Genomic DNA, 21,457 nt, shown 5'->3' with positions numbered 1-21,457 from the left:
ATGCTCGCCTGCCGCATTCGCGGCGACACCCGCTTCACGAATTTCAAGAGCAGGACCATGACCGCGCGCCAAAAAGCACTGATCATCGACGACGAGCCGGATATTCGCGAGCTGTTGGAAATCACCCTCGGCCGCATGAAGCTCGACACCCGCAGCGCGCGCAATCTCAAGGAAGCGCGCGAACTGCTGGCCCGCGAGCATTACGACCTGTGCCTGACCGACATGCGCCTGCCTGACGGTAGCGGCCTGGAACTGGTGCAATACATCCAGCAGCAGCACCCGCAACTGCCGGTGGCGATGATCACCGCCTACGGCAGCCTGGACACCGCGATCGGCGCACTCAAGGCCGGTGCGTTCGACTTTCTCACCAAACCGGTGGACCTCAATCGCTTGCGCGAACTGGTCAGCACTGCCCTGCGCCTGCGTGCGCCGGCCACGGAGGCGCCGGTAGACAGCCGGCTGCTGGGCGGCTCACCGCCGATGAAGGTCTTGCGCAAGCAGATCGGCAAGCTCGCGCGCAGTCAGGCGCCGGTGTATATCAGCGGCGAATCCGGCAGCGGCAAGGAGCTGGTGGCCCGCCTGATCCACGAACAAGGGCCACGCGCCGAAAAAACCTTCGTGCCGGTCAACTGCGGGGCGATTCCTTCCGAGCTGATGGAAAGCGAGTTCTTCGGCCACAAGAAGGGCAGTTTCAGTGGCGCCATCGAGGACAAGCCGGGCCTGTTCCAGGCCGCCAGTGGCGGCACCCTCTTTCTCGATGAGGTGGCGGATCTGCCACTGCCGATGTAGGTCAAGCTGCTGCGCGCCATTCAGGAGAAAGCCGTTCGTGCGGTCGGTGGCGCGCAAGAAGTCATGGTCGATGTGCGCATCCTCTGTGCGACTCACAAGGACCTGGCCGCCGAGGTCGCGGCGGGCCGCTTCCGCCAGGATCTGTACTACCGCCTGAACGTGATCGAGCTGCGCGTACCGCCGCTACGCGAGCGCCGCGAGGACATCCGCCTGCTTGCCGATGCCATGCTCCGGCGCCTGGCCCAGGAATGCGGCGACAGCATCGCCCATCTTCATCCTGAGGCCCTGGCCAAGCTGGAAAGCTACCGTTTCCCAGGCAACGTGCGCGAACTGGAGAACATGCTCGAGCGCGCCTATACGCTCTGCGATGGGGAGGAGATCAAGGCCGGGGACTTGCGCCTCGCCGACAGCCCCGGCTCGTCGGAGAACGGCGAGGCCAGCCTGGCGCAAATCGACAATCTGGAAGATCACCTGGAAGAGATCGAGCGCAAGCTGATCATGCAGGCTCTCGAAGAAACGCGCTGGAACCGCACAGCGGCAGCCCAGCGACTCGGCCTGACCTTCCGCTCGATGCGTTATCGCTTGAAAAAACTCGGCCTGGATTGAGTAGCGACGGGCCAGGGCCCGCCGCCAGTCCAGACGCCAGCTAGCCCTGCGACAGCAGGTTGCGCAAATCGATGATCGCCGCGTTGGCGCGGGAAATGTAGTTGGCCATCACCAGCGAGTGATTGGCCAGCACGCCATAGCCGCTGCCATTGAGTACCATCGGACTCCACAGCGGCTCCTGCGCCGCCTCAAGCTCACGGATGATCTGGCGCACGCTGATCGTCGCATTCTTCTTCGCCAGCACGTCGGCGAAATCCACCTCGATAGCCCGCAGCAGGTGTGACAGCGCCCAGGCCTGGCCACGCGCTTCGAAGAAGACATTGTCGATCTGCAGCCAGGGCGTCTCCACGACCTGCTCCTTGACCTGCGGAACGATACCCGCCCGCTCCTGCTCGGGTGCGATATCGGTATCCAGCCGCACGCGGCCGACGCTGGCCGAAAGCCGCTGCGAAAGCGAGCCGAGCCGGGTGGCCGCATCGCCAAGCCAGTTGTTCAGGTTGTCGGCGCGGGTATAGAACAGTGCCTTGGGCTCAGGATCGCTGAGGCGAGCCAAATAGCGATCCAGGCCGCGGATTGCATTACGGTATTCGGACTCGGACGCTGGCAGCGCCCAGCTGCGGTTATCGAAATTGAACAACGGTTCGGCCTTGGCCAGGTCCGGGTCTTCTGTGGACTGCGACTGCGAGCGCGCAAAGTCCTTGCGCAGTGCCCGCGAAAGGTCTCGAACCTGCACCAGCACGCCATATTCCCAGCTCGGCATGTTGTCCAGCCAGAGGCCCGGAGGCGCAATGTCGTTGCTCAGGTAGCCGCCTGGTTTGTCCAGCAGGGTGCTGGCAACGCGTTTGAGGGTTTCCACCGTCGTGTAACCGCTGACCAACTGGCGCTGCGATGCCTCAGCCGCCTGGCGTGTGTGCTGCTGCACCGGGAACATATCCGGCTCCCGGCTCCAGTACCATCCGAGTATCAGCGTGACCAACAGGTAGACACCCAGAAGGCCGGCAAGAATCAGCAGAAGCGGGCTGCCCGACCGATGGCCGGCCGTCCCGGCAGAGCCATTCGAGCGGCCTAGGCGGGCGAAGCGGTTCTTCCAGTCCAACATGGGCAATATGTCCTTCTCGCGAGTTCAGGAGTTCGACCGCATGGCGTCGGCGACGTTGCGATGAGATGCCCTCACTATAACGCACAGCCCCGACCAGCTCAGTGCCAAATTGAGAACCACTACCGCACCGGCGCGCTTTCAAAGCGCCCCAGCGGTGATAGCATGCCGCCATTATAAAGCACCAGGGCAGCGCACCTGGCGCACCAGGAAAACCGAGATGTCGGATCAGGAAGAACTCAAGCAGCATTTCGCGCAACGCGTCATCCACCAGGCACGGGAAGTGCTGGAGGTGTGGCAGCAGCTGCAACGCAGCGAATGGAGCGGGGATTACCACGCCGCTCTCAGCGAAGCGACCACCCGCCTTCGCCGCTTCGCCGACCGTTTCGAGCAGACCGAGCACAGCGAACTGGCGCTGAATATCGAGGATTGCCTGGGCGACATTCGTGACAACCGCGGCCGTCTTTCCAGCAGCACCATCTCAACCCTCAGCCAGTTGATCTATCGCCTCGCGCGCACTGGCCTGCGCCACAGCGATCCGCACAATCAGTCGTTTCTTCCGCCGCTGAGCAAGCCGGTATATATCGCCCTGCAGGATCCGCAGCGCGCCGAACACCTGGTACGCCAACTGGACTTCTTCAGCATGTCCGCGCAGGCATTTAACGACGTCGCTGCCTTTCGAACCGCCATGCATCGACGCCATCCTGCCGCCATTGTCATGGATGTGGATTTCAACGGCACCGGCGAGGGGCTACGCCTGGCCGAACAGGTGCAGCAGGGACTGGAATCCAAGCTGCCGATGCTGTTTTCAGCCATACCGAAACCGATACCCCAACGCGCCTGGCTGCCGTGCGCGCGGGCGGTCTGGAGTTCTTCACTGGCACCCTGGACGCCAGCAGCCTGCTGGAGAAGATCGAAATCTTCACCCGTACCGCGCACTACGAACCGATCCGCGTGCTGATCATCGACGACTCCCGCGCCCAGGCCACCCATACCGAGCGAGTCCTGAACAACGCCGGCATCGTCACTCAGACGCTGATCGAGCCGATCCAGGCCATCGGCGTGCTGGCCGAATTCCAACCGGACCTGATCATCCTCGACATGTACATGCCCGAGTGTCTGGGCACTGAACTGGCGAAGGTGATCCGCCAGCATGAGCGCTACGTCAGCGTGCCGATCATCTATCTTTCCGCCGAAGACGACTTGGACAAGCAGCTGGACGCCATGGGTGAAGGCGGCGATGACTTCCTCACCAAACCGATCAAACCCAGCCACCTGATCGCGACCGTGCGCACCCGTGCGACCCGAGCCAGAAGCCTGAAAGCACGTATCGTGCGCGACAGCCTCACCGGGCTCTACAACCACACCCACAGCCTGCAGCTGCTCGAGGACGCACGCTTCCGTGCGCTACGCGACAACCGTCCGCTGAGCTTCGCCATGCTCGACATCGATCACTTCAAGCAGGTCAACGACACCTTCGGCCATCCCATGGGCGACCGGGTCATCAAGAGCCTCGCGCTGTTCCTGAAACAACGGCTGCGCAAGACCGACCACATCGGTCGCTATGGCGGTGAAGAGTTCGCCGTGGTACTGCCCGACACCCCGGCAGAAGCGGCCTGCAAGGTACTGAACGAGATCCGCCAGCGCTTCGCCGAGATTCGCTTCCCGGCCCAGCCGCAGGATCTCAGCTGCACCTTCAGCTGCGGCATTACCGAGCTGACTGGTAATGCGGAGGTCAAGGTACTCACCCAGCAGGCCGACGAGGCGCTGTATCGCGCCAAGCACGGTGGCCGCAACCGCGTCGAGCGTTACTGATCCGCGGTCTTGTCTCCCCGGACGAGCCAACTTCAACCCGGCTGCTGACAGCGCCATCTCGACAGCCTCGCCGGCTGTAACGCGAATGACATCAAACTGCCATACCTTGCAGGGCTTCTGATCTGTCCTGCGAGGCAAGGATGCGCCTGAAGTCGCTCACCACTCTCAATACCCTGCTGCTCGTCGCGGTCTGCCTGGCACTCGGGGTCACGCTCTGGTGGTCTGAACGTGCCATGGAGCGCCCCTACCTGCTCATGGCGCGTTACCTGAGCCTGTCTCAGCAGTTTCAACACCACGCCGCAGAAAACATTCAAAGCTATCTCGCCAGCGGCGACGCGTTGCGCTACAGCCAGGCGCAGCAGGCACTCGCCGAGCTGCAGGAGGGCTCCGCCGAGCTGCCGAGTGTGCTGGCGGAAAACCTGGGTCCGAGCCTGGAAGAGCTGATCCGCTTCACCGCCGTTGATCTGCTCGCCGCTGGCAAGCTGGCCGGTGATCCGCAGGGCCTGCTGCTGCAGGCCGAACGTGAAATATCCGCAGCGCTGGCGCAACTTGACGACTATCGAGCCCAGTCCGACCACCCGGCTGCGCAGCACTACCAGCAGCCGCTGTTCACCACTGGGCAGCAACTGCTGCGACTCAGCCATGCACGGGGGAAGCTGGTGGCATCCGGCCGGGACGAACTCGCCGGCGAAGTCGAGCAAACCTTGCGCCAGCTCGAACACAGCGCAGCGAAGATCGATGCGTTGCCACTGCTGGGCGTGTTGACTGCAGACCCGTCGGCAGCCAACAGTTTCGCCGCGCTACTCGATCTCAACGATAGGGCCGAACAGACCCGTGAAGACCGTGGCATTGCGTTGAAACGCGAGCTGGCCGGCCTGATCAAGCGCTACCCGGCCGAACTGCAGCGCACCCGCCAGCTGATCCGCCAGCGCAGCGAGCTGCTGCAAAGCAGCGCCAGCAAGATCAATGCAGTGCAGCAGGCGCTGGCCGAACTGGAGCCGGCGGTACGCGGCGAACATGGCCGTATCCAGGCCGAGGTGCGCCTGCTGCAGGGCGGCATCATCCTGCTGATTCTGCTGATCGCCCTGGCGATCGACCGCCTGCAGCGCCAGCTGACTCGCACCCTCGGTCAGTTGGTGCCGACACTCTCGGCATGGGCCGAGGGCGACTTCGCCGGCGATGCGCGGATCGAGTCGAAGATCCGCGAGATCGCCGATATCGAAAGCTCGCTCAATCGCCTGCGCAGCTATCTGCTGGACCTAGTCGGCACCTTGCGTCAGCAGGCGACCCAGGTTGCCGCCAGCAGCCGCAGCCTCGACGAAATGAGCAGCGACCTGCACGAAGGCGCCCAGCGCCAGACTGGCGATACCGCGCAGATCCGCGACTCGCTAGGCGAACTGGAGGCCACCATCCAGCAGGTCGCCGATGGAGCCGGAGAAGCCGCCGAGGCGAGTCGTGCCGCGGCGCGCGCGGTGCACCAGGGCCAGCAGGTGATCGGCCAGAGCCTGACCGGCCTGCATGGGCTGGTCAGCGAAGTGCAGGACAACGCGGCTGCGATCGAACGACTAGCCGACGAGACCTCCACCATCGGCAACGTGCTGACGGTGATCCGCTCCATCGCCGAGCAAACCAATCTGCTCGCGCTCAATGCCGCCATCGAGGCGGCCCGCGCCGGCGGGCATGGACGCGGGTTCGCCGTGGTGGCCGACGAAGTGCGCTCACTGGCGCAGCGCACCAGCGGTGCTACCGAGGAGATCCAGCAGCTGATCGGTCGTCTGCAGCAGGCGGCACGGCAGTCGGTCGAGGCGATGCGCAGCCAGGTCGAGCATGCGCAAAGCACGGCGAACCTCGCACAAAGTGCCGATCAGGCGCTGGACGAGATCGTCTCGACCATCGCCACCATCAGCCGCATGGCCGAGCAGATCGCCCAGGCGACCGCCCAGCAGGGTGAAGCGGTGGGCGAGATTCGCGGGCACAGCGAACGCATCCATCAGTTGGGCGACGCCAACCTGAGCCATATCAGCCGTGGACGAGAGCAGAGTGCGCAGATGCTGCAGCTGGGCAGCGAGCTGGATCGCGCAACCCAGGCATTCAGGTTCTGAAAAAAAACGGAGCCTGACGCTCCGTTTTCTTATGCCGAGGAACCGCTACCGCTAGCGGGGTGCGACCGGACGCTGCGGCTTGCCACCCTTGCCCGCCGGCTTGCCACTCTTTTCCGCCTTGCGCCGGGCCTCGGCCGCGGCCTTCGCCTGCTCACGCTTGTCCCAGGCATTACCGTCATGGCTGCGTGGCGGCAGGCCGTTGTGCTGGGTGAGGATCTTGCCGCCCAGACCGGCCTTCTTGCTGCCGACCGGTGTCGAGTTCTTGCGCCGCGCGCTCTGATAACCCTCGGTGGCGGGCTGATGCGCAGGAATCAGCTGGTGCTTGCCATTACCGATCAGGTCGGCGCGCCCCATGCGGATCAGTGCCTCACGCAGCAGCGGCCAACCCTTGGGGTCGTGATAGCGCAGGAAGGCCTTGTGCAGGCGCCGCTGCTCCTCGCTCTTGACCACGGTGACGCCTTCGCTCTTGTAGGTCACCTTACGCAGCGGGTTCTTGCCGGTGTGGTACATGGCGGTGGCCGAGGCCATCGGCGACGGATAGAACGCCTGCACCTGGTCGGCGCGGAAGCCGTTGGCCTTCAGCCACAGCGCGAGGTTCATCATGTCCTCGTCGGTGGTGCCGGGGTGCGCGGCGATGAAGTACGGGATCAGGTATTGCTCCTTGCCCGCCTCTTTCGAGTACTTCTCGAACATCCGCTTGAAGCGATCATAGCTGCCGATGCCCGGCTTCATCATCTTGTCCAGCGGACCACGCTCGGTGTGCTCCGGGGCGATCTTCAGGTAGCCGCCGACGTGATGGGTGACCAGCTCCTTGACGTACTCCGGCGACTCCACGGCGAGGTCGTAGCGCAGGCCGGAGGCAATCAGGATTTTCTTCACGCCCGGCAGTGCGCGTGCCTTGCGGTACAGCTCGATGAGCGAACTGTGGTCGGTATTGAGGTTTTCGCAGATGCCGGGGAATACGCAGGACGGCTTGCGGCAGTGCTTCTCGATTTCGTGGCTCTTGCAGGCCAGGCGATACATGTTGGCAGTCGGCCCGCCGAGATCGGAGACCACGCCGGTAAAGCCCGGCACGTTCTTCATCTCCTCGATCTCGTGCAGGATCGACTCGTGAGAACGGCTCTGAATGATGCGGCCCTCATGCTCGGTGATCGAGCAGAAGGTACAGCCGCCAAAGCAACCGCGCATGATGTTCACCGAGAAGCGGATCATCTCGTAGGCCGGGATCTTCGCGCCGTTGTAGGCCGGATGCGGCACGCGCGCATAGGGCGCGGCGAACACGTAATCCATTTCCTCGGTGGTCAACGGAATCGGTGGCGGGTTGAGCCACAACTCGCGGTCGTCGTGGCGCTGCACCAGCGCACGGGCGTTGCCGGGGTTGGTTTCCAGGTGCAGCACGCGGTTGGCGTGGGCATACAGCGCCGGGTCGTTGCGCACCTTCTCGAAGGATGGCAGGCGGATCACCGTGCGATCACGCTCGAGTTTCGGGTGCGGCAGCAGTTCGACCGGCCTGGCCGCGTTCGGGTCGTCCTGCGGGCCCTTGTCCTTCTCGATGGCGCAGGCGGACAGGTCCTGCGTGTTGACGTAGGGATTGATGATCTTGTCGATCTTGCCCGGACGGTCAATGCGCGTGGAGTCGATCTCGAACCAGCCCTCGGGCGTGTCCTTGCGGATGAACGCGGTGCCGCGCACGTCGGTGATCGCTTCGATCGGTTCGCCGCGGGCCAGGCGCTGCGCCACCTCGACGATAGCGCGCTCGGCGTTGCCATAGAGCAGGATGTCGGCAGTGGCATCCATCAGGATCGAGCGGCGCACCTTGTCCGACCAGTAGTCGTAATGGGCAATGCGGCGCAGCGAGGCCTCGATGCCGCCAAGCACCACCGGAACGTGCTTGTAGGCCTCCTTGCAGCGCTGGCTATAGACCAGGCTGGCGCGATCGGGCCGTTTGCCTGCCAGGCCACCCGCCGTGTAGGCGTCGTCGGAGCGCACCTTGCGGTCGGCCGTGTAGCGATTGATCATCGAGTCCATGTTGCCGGCGGCGACACCGAAGAACAGATTCGGCTCGCCGAGCTTCATGAAGTCGTCTTTGCTGTGCCAGTCCGGCTGGCTGATGATGCCGACGCGAAACCCCTGCGCTTCGAGCAGTCGGCCGATGATCGCCATGCCGAAGGACGGGTGATCGACGTAGGCATCACCGGTGACGATGATGATGTCGCAGGAATCCCAGCCGAGCTGATCCATCTCCTCCCTGCTCATCGGCAGGAACGGCGCCGGACCGAAACACTCGGCCCAGTACTTGGGATAGTCGAACAATGGCTTGACGGCGTGCATGGCGGGAAACCGGGGCAACGAAAACGGGCGCGGAATATAGCACAAAAAATAACCAAGTCCGACCAGCGCGCAGGGTCTTTATCGACCTTGGCGACAGGCGCGCGCCGCGCTTTCCCATCCCGCTATACTCGCGCCACCCGACCCATGCATCGAGCCCGGGAGATCCTGGTGCACGCCGTCCTTCTCGTACTGTTGCTGTGCCTAGGCACACTTCTGCCGGCCCATGCCGATACCGCCCTGATCGGCGCGCATGACAGCGGCCGCAATCTGAATGCACACGTCGAACTGCTGATGGATCCCGGCGCCGAGTTGGAGGTGGAGGACCTGCAGCGGCCCGAGGTGCAGGCGCGCTTTCAGCCAGCGCAGGGCAAGGCCAGCGTCGGCCAGAGCCCGCACCCCTGGTGGGTCAAGGTCACGCTGCAACGGGCCAGTGAGGCGCCAGCGCAATGGTGGCTGGAAGTCGGCTCGGTAACACTGAAGGATCTGCGCCTTTATCTGCCGGACGGTGATGGTGGCTGGCACGGGCGCCAGTCCGGCGAGCTGGTCGGCTTCCACGAAGGACGCGACCACGCCTACCGGCGCATGCTGTTCCGCCTTCCCGAGCTCAGCGACCAGGGCCCGCTGACCTTTTATCTGCGCAGCTACGATCCGGCCGGCAACTCCTTTCCGCTCAAGGTCTGGCAGCTCGACGCCCTGCAGGAGCAGGCCGTGGGCGAGAATCTGTTTCTTGGCCTGATCTACGGCCTGATTCTGGCCATGCTGCTGTACAACCTGTTCATCTTCCTCAGCCTGCGCGATACCGCCTATTTCTGGTACGTGATGACCACCAGCGGCGCGCTGCTGATGATTCTGGGCATGACCGGACACGGCTTTCAGTACCTCTGGCCGAACGGGCCGGTGCCGTTCTGGCTGGATCGCATCAGCATCCCGGCACTGTGGGGCTTCAGCGCCTGCCGCTTCACCCAGACCCTGCTGCAGACCCGCCGTTTCGTGCCCTGGGCCCATCGCCTGCTGACCTTCGCCTTGTGCCTCTATGTCACGGCCGTGCTGCTCAATATATTCGGGCTGCGCGCATTCGGCGCCTGGGTCTTCGTCGCGCTGGCCCTGACCGCGATCCCAGCCTCACTCTGGGCCTCGTTCCGCCGATGGCGCCAGGGTTACTTTCCCGCCCTGCTCTACCTCTGCGGCTTCGGCGTGATCCTGGCCAGCGTCAACCTGCTGTTGCTGCGCGCCACCGGTGTGATCCAGCCGGCGGCCTGGAGCGGCTACGTCTTTCCGCTGGCGGTGGCAGCCGAATCCATCCTGTTCTCCTTCGCCCTGGCCTCGCGCATCCAGATACTCAAGCAGGAACGGGCGGCGGCGCTGGAGCATGCCGACCGGGAAAAGACCGAACGACTGAAACACATGCAGGCCAGCGCCGAGCACCTCAGCCTGGCGGTCGAGGCGCGCACCGCCGAGCTGGCGCAGGCCAACCGGGACCTCAGCGAACGGGAAATCGAACTCAAACAGGCTGCGTTCCACGATCCGCTGACCGAGCTGCCCAACCGTCGCTACCTCATTGAGCGCATCGAAGCGGCCATGGCCGAGGCCGCAAGGCGGGACGAGTCGATCGCGCTGCTACTGATCGATCTGGATCACTTCAAGCCGATCAACGACGGCCACGGCCATGACGCCGGTGATCTCCTGTTGCGCACGCTGGGCCAGCGGCTGCGTGGCCTGGTACGCAGCAGCGACATGGCGGCCCGGTTGGGCGGGGATGAGTTCGCGATACTGCTGACCGGGGCAAACGTCGAGCAGGACGCCAGTCAGGTAGCCGAACGGCTTTTGTACGAGCTTTCGCTACCTGTGCCTTACCGTGGCAACAGCCTGGCAGTGACCGTGAGCGTCGGTGCTGCATTCTTTCCGCACCATGCCGACGAGTTCACCCAGCTCTACAAGGCCGCTGACGAGGCGCTCTATCGCGCCAAGCAGCAGGGCCGGGCGAGCTGGGTCCAGCAGGACGGGTGCTTGCCGGTCGATCAGCCGATATAGCGGCGCGGCACCCGGCCGGTCACCTTGGTCAGCAGTTCATAGCCAATGGTGCCGCAGGCCTGGGCGAGCTCGTCGATGGGCATCTGAGCCCCCCACAGCTCCACCGCGTCGCCGAGCTGCGCCTGCGGCAGATCGGTCAGATCGACCGCCAGCATGTCCATCGAGACCCGGCCGGCCAGTGGCACGCGCTGGCCATGGATCACCACCGAGGTGCCCGAAGGCGCGGCACGCGGGTAACCATCGGCATAGCCGCAGCTGACCGTGCCGATACGCGAGGCGCGTTGCGCGACCCAGCTGGCGCCATAGCCGACACTTTCACCTTCGGACACATCACGCACGGCGATCAGGGCACCGGTCAGCGTCATCACCGGGCGCAATCCAAGTTCCTGCGCACTCAGTTCGGCGAACGGCGTGGCGCCATAAAGCATGATGCCGGGACGAATCCAGGCCATGTGTGCCTGCGGCAACGCCAACACCGCGGCAGAGTTGGCCAGCGAGCAGTTGTCGAACTCCAGCGACAGCAATTCAGCGTAACGCTCCAGCTGCAGCTCAGTCAGCGGGTGGCCGCGTTCATCAGCACAAGCAAAATGGCTGATCAGGTTCAACTCACCGACCTGCGCCTTGCCCTTGAGCCGCTCATGGCAGTCCCGCAGCCCCTCCAACGTGAAACCGAGCCGATGCATGCCGGAATCCAGCTTCAGCCAAACGTTGAGCGGTCGACTGATATTGGCGGCCAGCAGCCAATCGGCTTGGCGCTGATCCTGGACTGCGACATCCAGCCCCAATTCGGCGGCGCGTAGATACTCGGCCGGCTCGAAACAGCCCTCCAGCAGCAGGATGCGCGCGTCCGGCGCACTGCAACGGATATCTTCCGCCTCTTCCAGACAGGCTACGGCAAAGCCATCGGCAATCTCGCGCAGCGCCGTTACCGCCTCGCACGCGCCATGTCCGTAGGCGTTGGCCTTGACCACGGCAAACGCCTTGCGCTGCGGTGCGCATTGCTTGGCTAGCAGGTAGTTGTGACGAAGCGCGGTCAGATCGACCGTGGCAACCAGCGGACGCATGAAAATCTTCCTGTACAACGGCGGGTGGGCGAAATCTTACTCCTGTCGACCGGGCCGCGCAGGCCGGGGTTCTGCCGAAAGCGCGCCACGGATCATGCTGCACGCCTTCGAAAAACCCATCATGCACGCCGGCTATGGTCAGTCGTCGTCGAACTGATAGCTGCCCGGAGCCAGATTTTCGAAGCGCGAATAGCGGCCGAGGAACGCCAGACGGGTGGTGCCGATCGGGCCGTTACGCTGCTTGCCGATGATGATTTCGGCGACGCCCTTGTATTCGGTCTCGGGGTGATACACCTCATCCCGGTACACGAACATGATGATGTCGGCGTCCTGCTCGATTGCCCCCGACTCACGCAAGTCGGAGTTCACCGGGCGCTTGTTCGGGCGCTGTTCGAGCGAGCGGTTTAGCTGCGACAGAGCGATCACCGGGCAATTGAATTCCTTGGCCAAGCCCTTGAGCGAGCGGGAAATCTCGGAAATCTCGTTGGTCCGGTTGTCGCCACTCGAGCCGGGGATCTGCATCAGCTGCAGGTAGTCGACCATGATCATGGCGATCTCGCCGTGCTCACGGGCCAGGCGTCGGGTCCGCGCGCGCATCTCCGACGGACTGATCCCGGCGGTGTCGTCGATGAAGAGCTTGCGGTCGTTGAGCAGGTTCACCGCCGAAGTCAGCCGCGGCCAGTCATCGTCTTCCAGCTTACCGGCGCGGACCTTGGTCTGGTCGATACGGCCGAGCGACGCGAGCATACGAATGACGATGGAGTCGGCGGGCATTTCCAGGGAGAACACCAGTACCGCCTTGTCGGTGCGCAGCACGGCGTTCTCGACAAGGTTCATGGCAAAGGTTGTCTTACCCATGGACGGACGACCGGCGACGATAATCAGGTCAGCTGGCTGCAGCCCGTTGGTGGCTTCATCCAGATCGGTAAAGCCGGTGGAAAGGCCGGTAATCGCCTCGCCCGCATTGAACAGGGTATCAATGCGATCGATCGCCTTGACCAGAATATCGTTGATGCCCACCGGTCCACCGGTCTTGGGCCGTGCCTCGGCGATCTGGAAGATCAGGCGCTCGGCCTCATCGAGAATTTCCTCGCCGGTGCGGCCCTGCGGTGCGTAAGCGCTGTCGGCGATCTCGTTGCTGATGCCAATCAGTTGCCGCAGGGTGGCTCGCTCGCGAATGATCTGCGCGTAGGCCTTGATGTTCGCCACCGACGGGGTGTTCTTCGCCAGCTCACCGAGATAGGCCAGGCCGCCGACCTGCGGCAGGTGCCCTTCCTTGTCCAGCTGCTCGGACAGGGTGACCACATCGAAGGGCGAGTTACGCTCGGCGAGGGTAAAGATGGCGCGGAAAATGAGGCGATGATCGTGGCGATAGAAATCGCCATCGGATACCTGGTCGAGCACACGCTCCCAGGCATTGTTGTCCAGCATCAGACCGCCGAGCACCGCTTGCTCAGCTTCGATGGAGTGTGGCGGCACCTTAAGTGCGGCAGTTTCCAGATCATATTGCTGCGGGACGCTGATGTCGTTCATGGCACTCGAAATTCGAAACTACAGAAAAACAAAGGGCACGCTCCATTCGCATGGAAACGCGCCCGATGTTACTCGTCAGGCACCAGCGGTGCCAGACGATGGCTTAGCCGGCTACGACGATCAGCTTGACGGTCGCTTCGACGTCGGTGTGCAGGTGCACAGCTACGTCGTACTCACCAACCTGGCGGATGGTGCCGTTCGGCAGACGAACTTCGCTCTTCGCCACTTCAACGCCAGAGGCGGTCAGTGCGTCGGCGATGTCGTGAGTACCGATGGAACCGAACAGCTTGCCTTCATCGCCCGCAGTTGCGGTGATGGTGACTTCCAGCTCGGCCAGCTGAGCAGCGCGAGCTTCGGCAGAAGCCTTACGCTCGGCAGCAGCTTTTTCCAGGTCAGCACGACGAGCTTCGAACTCGGCGATGTTAGCTGCGGTAGCAGCAGTAGCCTTGCGCTGCGGCAGCAGGTAGTTGCGGCCGTAACCAGACTTGACGTTTACCTTGTCGCCCAGGTTGCCCAGGTTTGCGACTTTTTCCAGCAGGATGACTTCCATTTGAGTCTTACCTCTTAACTTTTAACCTTCACCGTTCGCAGGTCCCGCACCGTTCTTACCGGCTGCGCGACCACGAAAATCAAACAGACTGTCGACAATGGCCAAAACGGCCAGTAACGGATAAATCAACTGCATGAACAGCACCAGCGTGACGTACAGCCCCACCAGCCAGAATCGCGGCAGACGTCCCTGAGCCACCAACCCGTGCATCAGCGCGATGCCGGCGAATACCAGCGGCACGCTGCACAGCGGCGTCAGCACGGCCAACTGCACACCAAGATTCGGTCCCAGCAGCATGCCGACCAGCAGCGACATCGCCAGCAGCGGTGGAAACCGCAGCGCGCGAAACTCGCTGCCGAACCCGCCTGGGTTGTACAACGCAGCCTGCCAGTAACGACCAAGCATCAGGCTCAGCAGAGTGACCATCTGCAGCAGCGCGGCCAGAAGACCGGTCAGCACAGGTGCCAGCAGCGACTCCAAGCGCCCGCGCTCTTCCACCGAAAGCTGCTGATAGGCACCCGATAATGCGTCAGGCAGCACTTTCTGCAGTTCGCTGGCCAGCGCCGCGATGGGCTCGCCAAACACCGCACCGAGCGCCCAGACATACAACAGCCCGAGCCCCACGCTGCATAACATCACCCGCACCCACGACGCATGGCTGCGCAACAGCAGCGCCAGCCCCAGCGAACCCAGCAGTACCAGCAGGGTTCGCGGATCGCCGAAGTACCACCAGGCCAGCGCCGGCAATACAGCCCAGACCAGCACACCCAGCGCATCGTTGAGACCACGCCGCAGCAGCACCAGACAGCCTGCAGCAGCACTCAACCAGAACAGCATGGGCAGCGCCGCAGCCCCGGCCACCACAAAGATGGCCTGCATACGGCCGCGCATGATGAACTCAGCCAGGGCGCGCATGCGATTTATCCTTTACTTCTGTCGACCAGCCGGATCAACGGCCGTGGCTGTCGGTGTAGGGCAGCAGGGCCAGGTAGCGGGCGCGCTTGATAGCGGTAGCCAGCTGACGCTGATAACGTGCCTTGGTTCCGGTGATACGGCTAGGAACAATCTTGCCGGTCTCGGAGATGTAGGCCTTCAGGGTGTTGAGATCCTTGTAGTCGATCTCTTTCACGCCTTCGGCGGTGAAACGGCAGAACTTACGACGACGGAAAAAACGTGCCATGAAATAGGCTCCTCAATAGATCCGTGGATTACTCGTCAGCGTTGTTATCGCTGTCACTGTCGCTCTCGTTGGAGCCATCAGTGTTGTCAGGGCGATCACGACGCTCGCGGCGTTCGCTACGGTTTTCCTCGGCCTTGAGCATTTCAGACTGTTCGGTCTCGGCTTCGTCGCGACGAATGATCAGGTTACGGATGACGGCGTCGTTGTAGCGGAAGTTGTCTTCCAGCTCGGCCAGGGCCTTGCCACTGCACTCGACGTTCAGCATCACATAGTGAGCCTTGTGCACGTTGTTGATGGCGTAAGCCAGCTGACGACGGCCCCAGTCTTCCAGGCGGTGAATCTTGCCACCGTCTTCTTCGATCAGCTTGGTGTAACGCTCCACCATGCCGCCGACCTGCTCGCTCTGGTCCGGGTGAACCAGAAAGATGATTTCGTAATGACGCATAATTGCTCCTTACGGGTTGCAGCCTGCCGACAATGCGGTCAGGCAAGGAGTGAATGACTTGTTGTCTTGCTTGCAGAAAGGCGCGCAAACGCCTGCCATCCAGGCAAGGGGCGCCATTCTAGAGAAGGGCCGACAGCGGCGCAAGGCAAACTGGTGATTATTTAACCAGCCCAGTGCATATCAGATATGCAGCGCCGCACGCTCGGCGCGAATGCCATCAAGCAGCTCGCGAACCTGATGGATATCGTACGGTTTGAGCATGGTGCGAAGGCGATCAAGCCCTACGTCCGACGCATTGACCGGATAACCCGAAGCGATCACCAATGACAGCCGTGGCAGGCGTGTGCCGGCTTCGCGCGCAAGATCGATTCCGCTCATCCCAGCCAGGCCGACATCGGTCAGCAGTACATCGAACGACTGCCGCTCAAGAATTTCCAGCGCCTCTTCCGCCGTTTCACTGGCGACGACCTCATGACCGAGCTCCATCATCACTTCCCCGGTCAGCATGCGCAGCGTCGGGTCATCTTCGACGAAGAGGATCCGGAGACTGCCATCCACTGAGTCCGCGCCCGACTCAGGCGCCGAGCGCGAGGCGTCATCCTGCATCGACTCGACTGCACCGTCGCCGCCCAGCCCCGAGAGCTGCGGCTCGTTTTCTACATGGCGCGGCAAATGAACATGCACGGCCGTGCCGCCCTGCTCGCCGCTCTCCAGCGTGACGAAGCCACCGCTCTGCTTGACGAATCCATAGACCATGCTCAAGCCGAGACCGGAAGCATTGCTGCTCTGCTTGGTGGTGAAGAAAGGCTCGAACGCCCTGGCGCGGACGCCCTCGGTCATGCCGCTCCCTTCATCGATCACGCTGAGCAACACATAGTCACCACCCTGACCGACCGGAACGTCTGCGCCCAGCAGCCGATTCTCCAGGCGCAGCACGACGCGACCACCACCGGACATCGCATCACGCGCGTTCGCAGCGAGATTCAGCACCACGCTTTGCAGGTTGCCGACATCCACGAACACCGGCCACGGCCGACCCAACACCTGCAGTTCGAGCTGCACGGCCGAACCCAGCGCACCGTTGAGTAACTCATGCATCTGTTCGAGCAGGTCAGGCAGATGCACTTGCTGCGGAAGCAATGGCTGGCGACTGGCAAAGGCGAGTAGTTGCGAAGCGAGACGAGCGCCCTTCTCGACCCCGCTGACAGCGGAGTCCAGCCGCCGCGCGGCGGTTTCGTCACTGCCAAGGCTGCGTCGCAACAGTTGCAGGTTGCCGCCAATGATCTGCAGCATGTTGTTGAAATCATGGGCGATGCCGCCGGTCAGCTTGCCCACTGCCTCCAGACGCTGGGCCTGGAGCAGTGCCTGCTCGGTCATCTGTCGCTCAGCCTCGCTCTGCTGCAGCGCCAGGGTGCGCTCGCGAACCAGCTCTTCCAGATGATCGCGATAGCGGCGCAGCTCCATCTCATTGCGCTGCTGCTCGGTGACGTCCTGCCCCTGTACGAAGATGCCGATCACCTTGCCGTCATTTTCGACGATTGGCTGCAGCACGAAGTCGAGAATCACCTCTTCGGGCTCCCGCTCCGGCTGCCGCTTGAGGAACAGCGATACGCGTTTTCCAATATAAGGCTGCCCGGTCCGATAGACGTCATCGAGCAAACCGATCAGGACCTGCCCCTCGATCTCCGGCAAGCCGTCGCGAATCGTCTTACCCAGAAGCTGGCGGTGCCCGATGACCTGCCGATAGGCATCATTCACCAGCTCGTAGACATGCCTCGGGCCTCGCAGAAAGCAGACGAACCCGGGGGCCTGGGCGAACAGGCGCCGCAACTGCTCGCCTTCCGACTGCAGCAGCTTAGCCCGTGACATGACGCTCTGCTCCAGCTGCTGCACGGGCTGGCGCCCGCCAGCCGCCTGACTCACCGAGTCCTTTATTGCCTGAAGCTCAGTGATATCCGACGTGTGCTGCAGGATCGCCACCACCTCCCCCTGCTCATCCAGAATCGGGGTGTGCGTGGCGCTCCAGTAACGGTCTTCGTAAATGGGACCGAGCGGAGTCTGGCGGGCGATCGAGTAGCGAATCACAGGCAGCGTATCGACAGCCTTGCGACTAAGAACACGCGCGAAGGAATCGAGCAATTCCTGCACCCGGGTCATCTCGGGGCTGAGCGGATCGGCAGCGAACGCTTCATGCAGGCGCTGCCCCTGGATATCCTCCAGCTTGCGCCCGGTCAGGGCGAGGTAAGCTGCATTGGCGTCCAGGATGACCAGATCGCGATCAAGCAGGACATAGGCGTTTGGGGATAGCCGGAACAGGCTTTCGAAAGACGGGCGCTGCTGCATACAACCTCCATGGTACGAGCCTGACGCCGCGTAACGAACTCAGCAAGGCTCCGACAGCACCCGGAGCGCTCAAGCAATATGACGGGAAGCCGCTATCCGGCGGACGGGCCTGGGACACCGATTGACCACAAAAAGGTCAATCGGTTTCAGGCGGGCGGCGCAGCTACGCTGGAATCAGCTGGTGGCCTTGGCGCCCTCGCGCTGGCGCAAGGCCTCGAACAGGCAAACACCGGTCGCGACCGAGACGTTCAGACTGCTGACACTTCCCGCCATCGGCAGGCGCACCAGGTAGTCGCAGTGCTCGCGGGTCAAGCGCCGCATACCGCGACCTTCTGCCCCCATGATAAGAACGATGGGCCCGGTGAGGTCCTGATCGTAAAGCGACTGCTCAGCTTCGCCAGCTGTTCCGACGACCCACAGGCCGCGCTGCTGCAACTTCTCCAGGGTGCGCGCAAGGTTGGTGACGGCGACCAGGGGAATCACCTCGGCCGCCCCGCATGCCACCTTCCGTACAGTGGCGTTAAGCGTGGCCGATTTATCCTTCGGCACGATCACCGCGAGCGCGCCCGCGGCATCTGCGGTGCGCATACAGGCGCCGAGATTGTGCGGATCGGTCACTCCATCGAGCACCAGCAGCAATGGCGGCCCTTCGGCGCGATCGAGCAACTCCTCGAGCATTGCCTCACCCCAGACCTGACTCGGGCTGACATCGGCGACCACGCCCTGATGGACGCCTTCGACCCAGGCATCCATCTCACGGCGCTCGCATTGCCCGACACTCACACGCGCCTGTGCAGCGAGTTCGATCAGTACCTGCACACGCGGATCGCCACGCCCCTCGGCCAGCCAGACCTGCTTGACCCGCTTCGGGTGATGACGCAGCAGCGCCTCCACGGCGTGCAAGCCGTAGATCTTCTCCAGCTGGCTCATGACTTGGCCTTGCGCTTTCTGGGACCACCGCTGGCAGCGGACGGCTTCTCACCAGACTTGGCGGCAGACTTGGGCTTTGCGGAGCCCGACCGGGACTTGCTACCGGTCGACTTCTCACCCTTGCCCTTGCGCCCTCCCTTGGCCTCCTCCAACAGAGCCTTCTTCAGCTCGCGGCTCTTGCGTACGTCGGCATTGCCAGGCTCGCGACCACGACCCTCGCCATCGCGCTGGCCCGGAGCCGATTTGGTCCCGCCTGCAATCAGCTCGAAGTCGATCTTGCGTTCATCCAGGTCGACGCGCATGACGCGGACCTCGACGCTGTCACCAAGACGGAAGCTGCGGCCGCTACGCTCGCCTGACAGGCGATGGTGTAACGGATCGAAGTGGTAGTAATCGCCTGGCATCGCCGTGACGTGTACCAGCCCTTCCACATAGATATCGGTCAACTCGACGAACAGACCGAAACCGGTCACCGCGGTGATTACACCTGGGAAGGTCTCGCCGACGCGATCCTTCATGAACTCGCACTTGAGCCAGTTGGTGACATCACGGGTAGCCTCGTCGGCGCGCCGCTCAGTCATCGAGCACTGCTCGCCCAGCTGCTCCAGCGCCGCTTCGTCGTACGGATAGATACGCGCCTTGGGCATGCTGGTGGCGCCTTCACGGCGCACGTGCGGCGTATCGCGACGGGAACGAATGACACTGCGAATGGCGCGATGCACCAGCAGGTCGGGGTAGCGCCGGATCGGCGAGGTGAAATGCGCGTAGGCTTCGTAGTTCAGACCGAAGTGCCCGTGATTCTCCGCGCTGTACACCGCCTGGCTCAGCGACCGCAGCATGACGGTCTGGATCACGTGGAAATCCGGACGCCCCTGAATCTGCTCTAGCAGCGCCTGATAATCCTTGGGTGTCGGACCTTCCTTGCCCTTGTGCAGCGAGAGCCCCAGCTCTCCTAGAAACGCGCGCAACTTTTCCTGGCGCTCCAGCGGCGGTGCATCGTGTACACGATAGAGCGCGGGGATTTCGTGCTTCTGCAGGAACGCTGCCGTCGCGACGTTGGCGCAGAGCATGCACTCTTCGATCAGCTTGTGCGCATCGTTGCGCTCGGTGGGCTTGATTTCGGCGATCTTGCGATCGCTGCCGAAGACGATACGTGTTTCCTGCGTTTCGAAGTCGATCGCTCCGCGGGTGTGGCGTGCCTTGAGCAGCACCTTGTACAGCGAATAGAGCTGCTTGAGATGCGGCAGCACCTCCGCATACTCGGCACTCAAGCGCTTGCCTTCGGCAGACTTGGGCTGCTCGAGCATGGCACTGACCTTGTTGTAGGTCAGCCGGGCGTGAGAGTGGATCACAGCCTCGTAGAACTGGTAGTCGGTCATCTTTCCCGACTTGCTCAGGGTGATTTCACACACCATCGCCAGACGGTCGACCTGCGGGTTCAACGAGCAGAGCCCGTTGGACAGCTCCTCGGGCAGCATCGGCACCACCCGCTCGGGAAAATACACCGAGTTACCGCGGACCACCGCTTCCTTGTCGAGCGCCGAATCGACCTTGACGTAATGCGACACGTCAGCAATGGCGACGTACAAGCGGAAGCCACCGGTCAGCAGCTTCCAGCCACCCGGCTTCTCGCAGTAGACCGCATCGTCAAAGTCCCGCGCATCCTCACCGTCGATCGTGACGAACGGCAGATGGCGCAGGTCGACGCGCTTGTGCTTGTCCTTCTCCTCCACCTCGGGCTTGAGGCGGGAAGCCTCCTTCAAGGCGGCTTCCGGCCATACATGCGGGATATCGAAGCTGCGCAGTGCGACGTCGATCTCCATACCCGGCGCCATGTAGTTGCCGATCACTTCGACAATGTCGCCCTGTGGCTGGAAGCGCTGAGTTGGCCAGTGAGTGATCTTCACTTCGACGAACTGGCCTGGCTTGGCGTCGAGCGCGCGACCCGGCGTCACCAGCACTTCCTGCTGGATCTTCGGATTATCGGGAATGACGAAACCTACATCACTTTCGATGTGGTAGCGACCGACAATGCTTCCGTGCGCCCGGCTGATTACTTCAACGATGGCACCTTCGCGACGCCCGCGCCGATCCAGGCCGGCTACACGCGCCAGGCAGCGATCACCGTCGAACACCAGGCGCATCTGCGCAGGACTGAGAAACAGATCGTCGCTGCCATCGTCAGGAATCAGGAATCCGAAACCGTCACGATGACCACTGACGCGACCACAGACCAGATCCAGCTTGTCCACCGGGGCATAAGTGCCACGCCGGGTGTAGATCAGCTGACCATCACGCTCCATCGCGCGCAGACGGCGACGCAGCGCTTCGATATCTTCTTCGGACACAAGCCCGAACTCTTCAACCAGCTCTTCGCGGGCGGCCGGTGAGCCGCGCTCACCGAGATGCTGGAGAATCAGCTCGCGACTGGGAATGGGGTTGTCGTACTTTTCCGCTTCACGAGCGGCCTCGGGATCGAGGGATTGCCAATCGGCCATTAAGAGATGTCACCTTTCATTCATTTATAGAGGCAGAACGCCCTTTTTCTATTGAAGCGCGAATCGCTGCCGGACGGCAGCTTTGATGCGAATTATTTTTCGGCATCAGGGGTTTACAAGGCCAAACCTCAGCCGTATAGTTCG

General features: G+C 62.8%; 12 protein-coding genes and 3 pseudogenes. 4 read left to right on the top strand and 11 right to left on the bottom strand.

Annotated features, from left to right (window positions below):
- Positions 1-57: 57 nt before the first annotated feature.
- Positions 58-1,395 (top strand): annotated as a pseudogene (locus BHD08_RS03450) (sigma-54-dependent transcriptional regulator).
- A gap of 40 nt (positions 1,396-1,435) precedes the next feature.
- Here the strand turns inward: BHD08_RS03450 and BHD08_RS03445 are convergent.
- Positions 1,436-2,494 (bottom strand): DUF2333 family protein, encoded by a 1,059-nt coding sequence (locus BHD08_RS03445; protein WP_125020804.1) that lies wholly within the window; start codon positions 2,492-2,494, stop codon positions 1,436-1,438.
- A 217-nt stretch (positions 2,495-2,711) separates the two neighbouring features.
- Between BHD08_RS03445 and BHD08_RS03440 the strand changes: the two are divergent.
- A pseudogene (locus tag BHD08_RS03440) lies at positions 2,712-4,306 on the top strand (diguanylate cyclase).
- A 1,592-nt stretch (positions 4,307-5,898) separates the two neighbouring features.
- Positions 5,899-6,408: pseudogene (locus BHD08_RS23380) on the top strand (methyl-accepting chemotaxis protein); the annotation flags it as partial.
- Between the two features lie 51 nt (positions 6,409-6,459).
- Here BHD08_RS23380 and BHD08_RS03430 read toward each other — a convergent pair.
- Positions 6,460-8,739: a YgiQ family radical SAM protein gene (locus tag BHD08_RS03430; protein ID WP_125020801.1), complete on the bottom strand. Its 2,280-nt coding sequence runs from the start codon at positions 8,737-8,739 to the stop codon at positions 6,460-6,462.
- 168 nt (positions 8,740-8,907) lie between these two features.
- Here BHD08_RS03430 and BHD08_RS03425 point away from each other — a divergent pair, with 168 nt between their 5' ends.
- Positions 8,908-10,770 carry a diguanylate cyclase gene (locus tag BHD08_RS03425; RefSeq protein ID WP_125020800.1) on the top strand — a complete coding sequence of 621 codons (1,863 nt, stop codon included), beginning with the start codon at positions 8,908-8,910 and terminating at the stop codon, positions 10,768-10,770.
- Here the strand turns inward: BHD08_RS03425 and alr are convergent.
- The 9 genes from alr to rnr form a co-directional block, all read right to left on the bottom strand.
- Positions 10,758-11,834 (bottom strand): alanine racemase, encoded by a 1,077-nt coding sequence (alr, locus tag BHD08_RS03420; RefSeq protein WP_125020799.1) that lies wholly within the window; start codon positions 11,832-11,834, stop codon positions 10,758-10,760. The two genes, BHD08_RS03425 and alr, sit on opposite strands and share 13 nt — an antisense overlap.
- 138 nt (positions 11,835-11,972) lie before the next feature.
- Positions 11,973-13,367, bottom strand: coding sequence for a replicative DNA helicase (gene dnaB / locus BHD08_RS03415; protein WP_015275642.1), 1,395 nt, complete (start codon positions 13,365-13,367; stop codon positions 11,973-11,975).
- 103 nt (positions 13,368-13,470) lie between these two features.
- Positions 13,471-13,917 (bottom strand): 50S ribosomal protein L9, encoded by a 447-nt coding sequence (gene rplI / locus BHD08_RS03410; protein WP_015275641.1) that lies wholly within the window; start codon positions 13,915-13,917, stop codon positions 13,471-13,473.
- Positions 13,918-13,938: 21 nt separating this feature from the next.
- A complete protein-coding gene (locus BHD08_RS03405; protein ID WP_125020798.1) occupies positions 13,939-14,832 on the bottom strand; it encodes a hypothetical protein in 894 nt (297 codons plus the stop codon).
- 34 nt (positions 14,833-14,866) lie between these two features.
- Entirely contained in the window at positions 14,867-15,097 is a 231-nt protein-coding gene (rpsR, locus tag BHD08_RS03400) for a 30S ribosomal protein S18 (protein WP_003283112.1), read from the bottom strand.
- 28 nt (positions 15,098-15,125) lie between these two features.
- Complete coding sequence (gene rpsF, locus BHD08_RS03395) at positions 15,126-15,542, bottom strand: 30S ribosomal protein S6 (protein WP_003298557.1); 417 nt, start codon at positions 15,540-15,542, stop codon at positions 15,126-15,128.
- Positions 15,543-15,722: 180 nt separating this feature from the next.
- Positions 15,723-17,885 carry a PAS domain-containing protein gene (locus BHD08_RS03390; RefSeq protein ID WP_125020797.1) on the bottom strand — a complete coding sequence of 721 codons (2,163 nt, stop codon included), beginning with the start codon at positions 17,883-17,885 and terminating at the stop codon, positions 15,723-15,725.
- A 174-nt stretch (positions 17,886-18,059) separates the two neighbouring features.
- A complete protein-coding gene (rlmB, locus tag BHD08_RS03385) occupies positions 18,060-18,815 on the bottom strand; it encodes a 23S rRNA (guanosine(2251)-2'-O)-methyltransferase RlmB (RefSeq protein WP_125020796.1) in 756 nt (251 codons plus the stop codon).
- Entirely contained in the window at positions 18,812-21,313 is a 2,502-nt protein-coding gene (rnr, locus tag BHD08_RS03380) for a ribonuclease R (protein WP_125020795.1), read from the bottom strand. Before rnr ends, rlmB begins: the two co-directional genes overlap by 4 nt.
- Positions 21,314-21,457 lie beyond the last annotated feature (144 nt).

The sequence above is a fragment of the Pseudomonas sp. SCT genome (assembly GCF_003864275.1).
In the GTDB taxonomy this organism is placed as follows: Bacteria; Pseudomonadota; Gammaproteobacteria; order Pseudomonadales; family Pseudomonadaceae; genus Stutzerimonas; species Stutzerimonas stutzeri_AE.
This window is presented reverse-complemented; position numbering and strand designations above follow the sequence as displayed.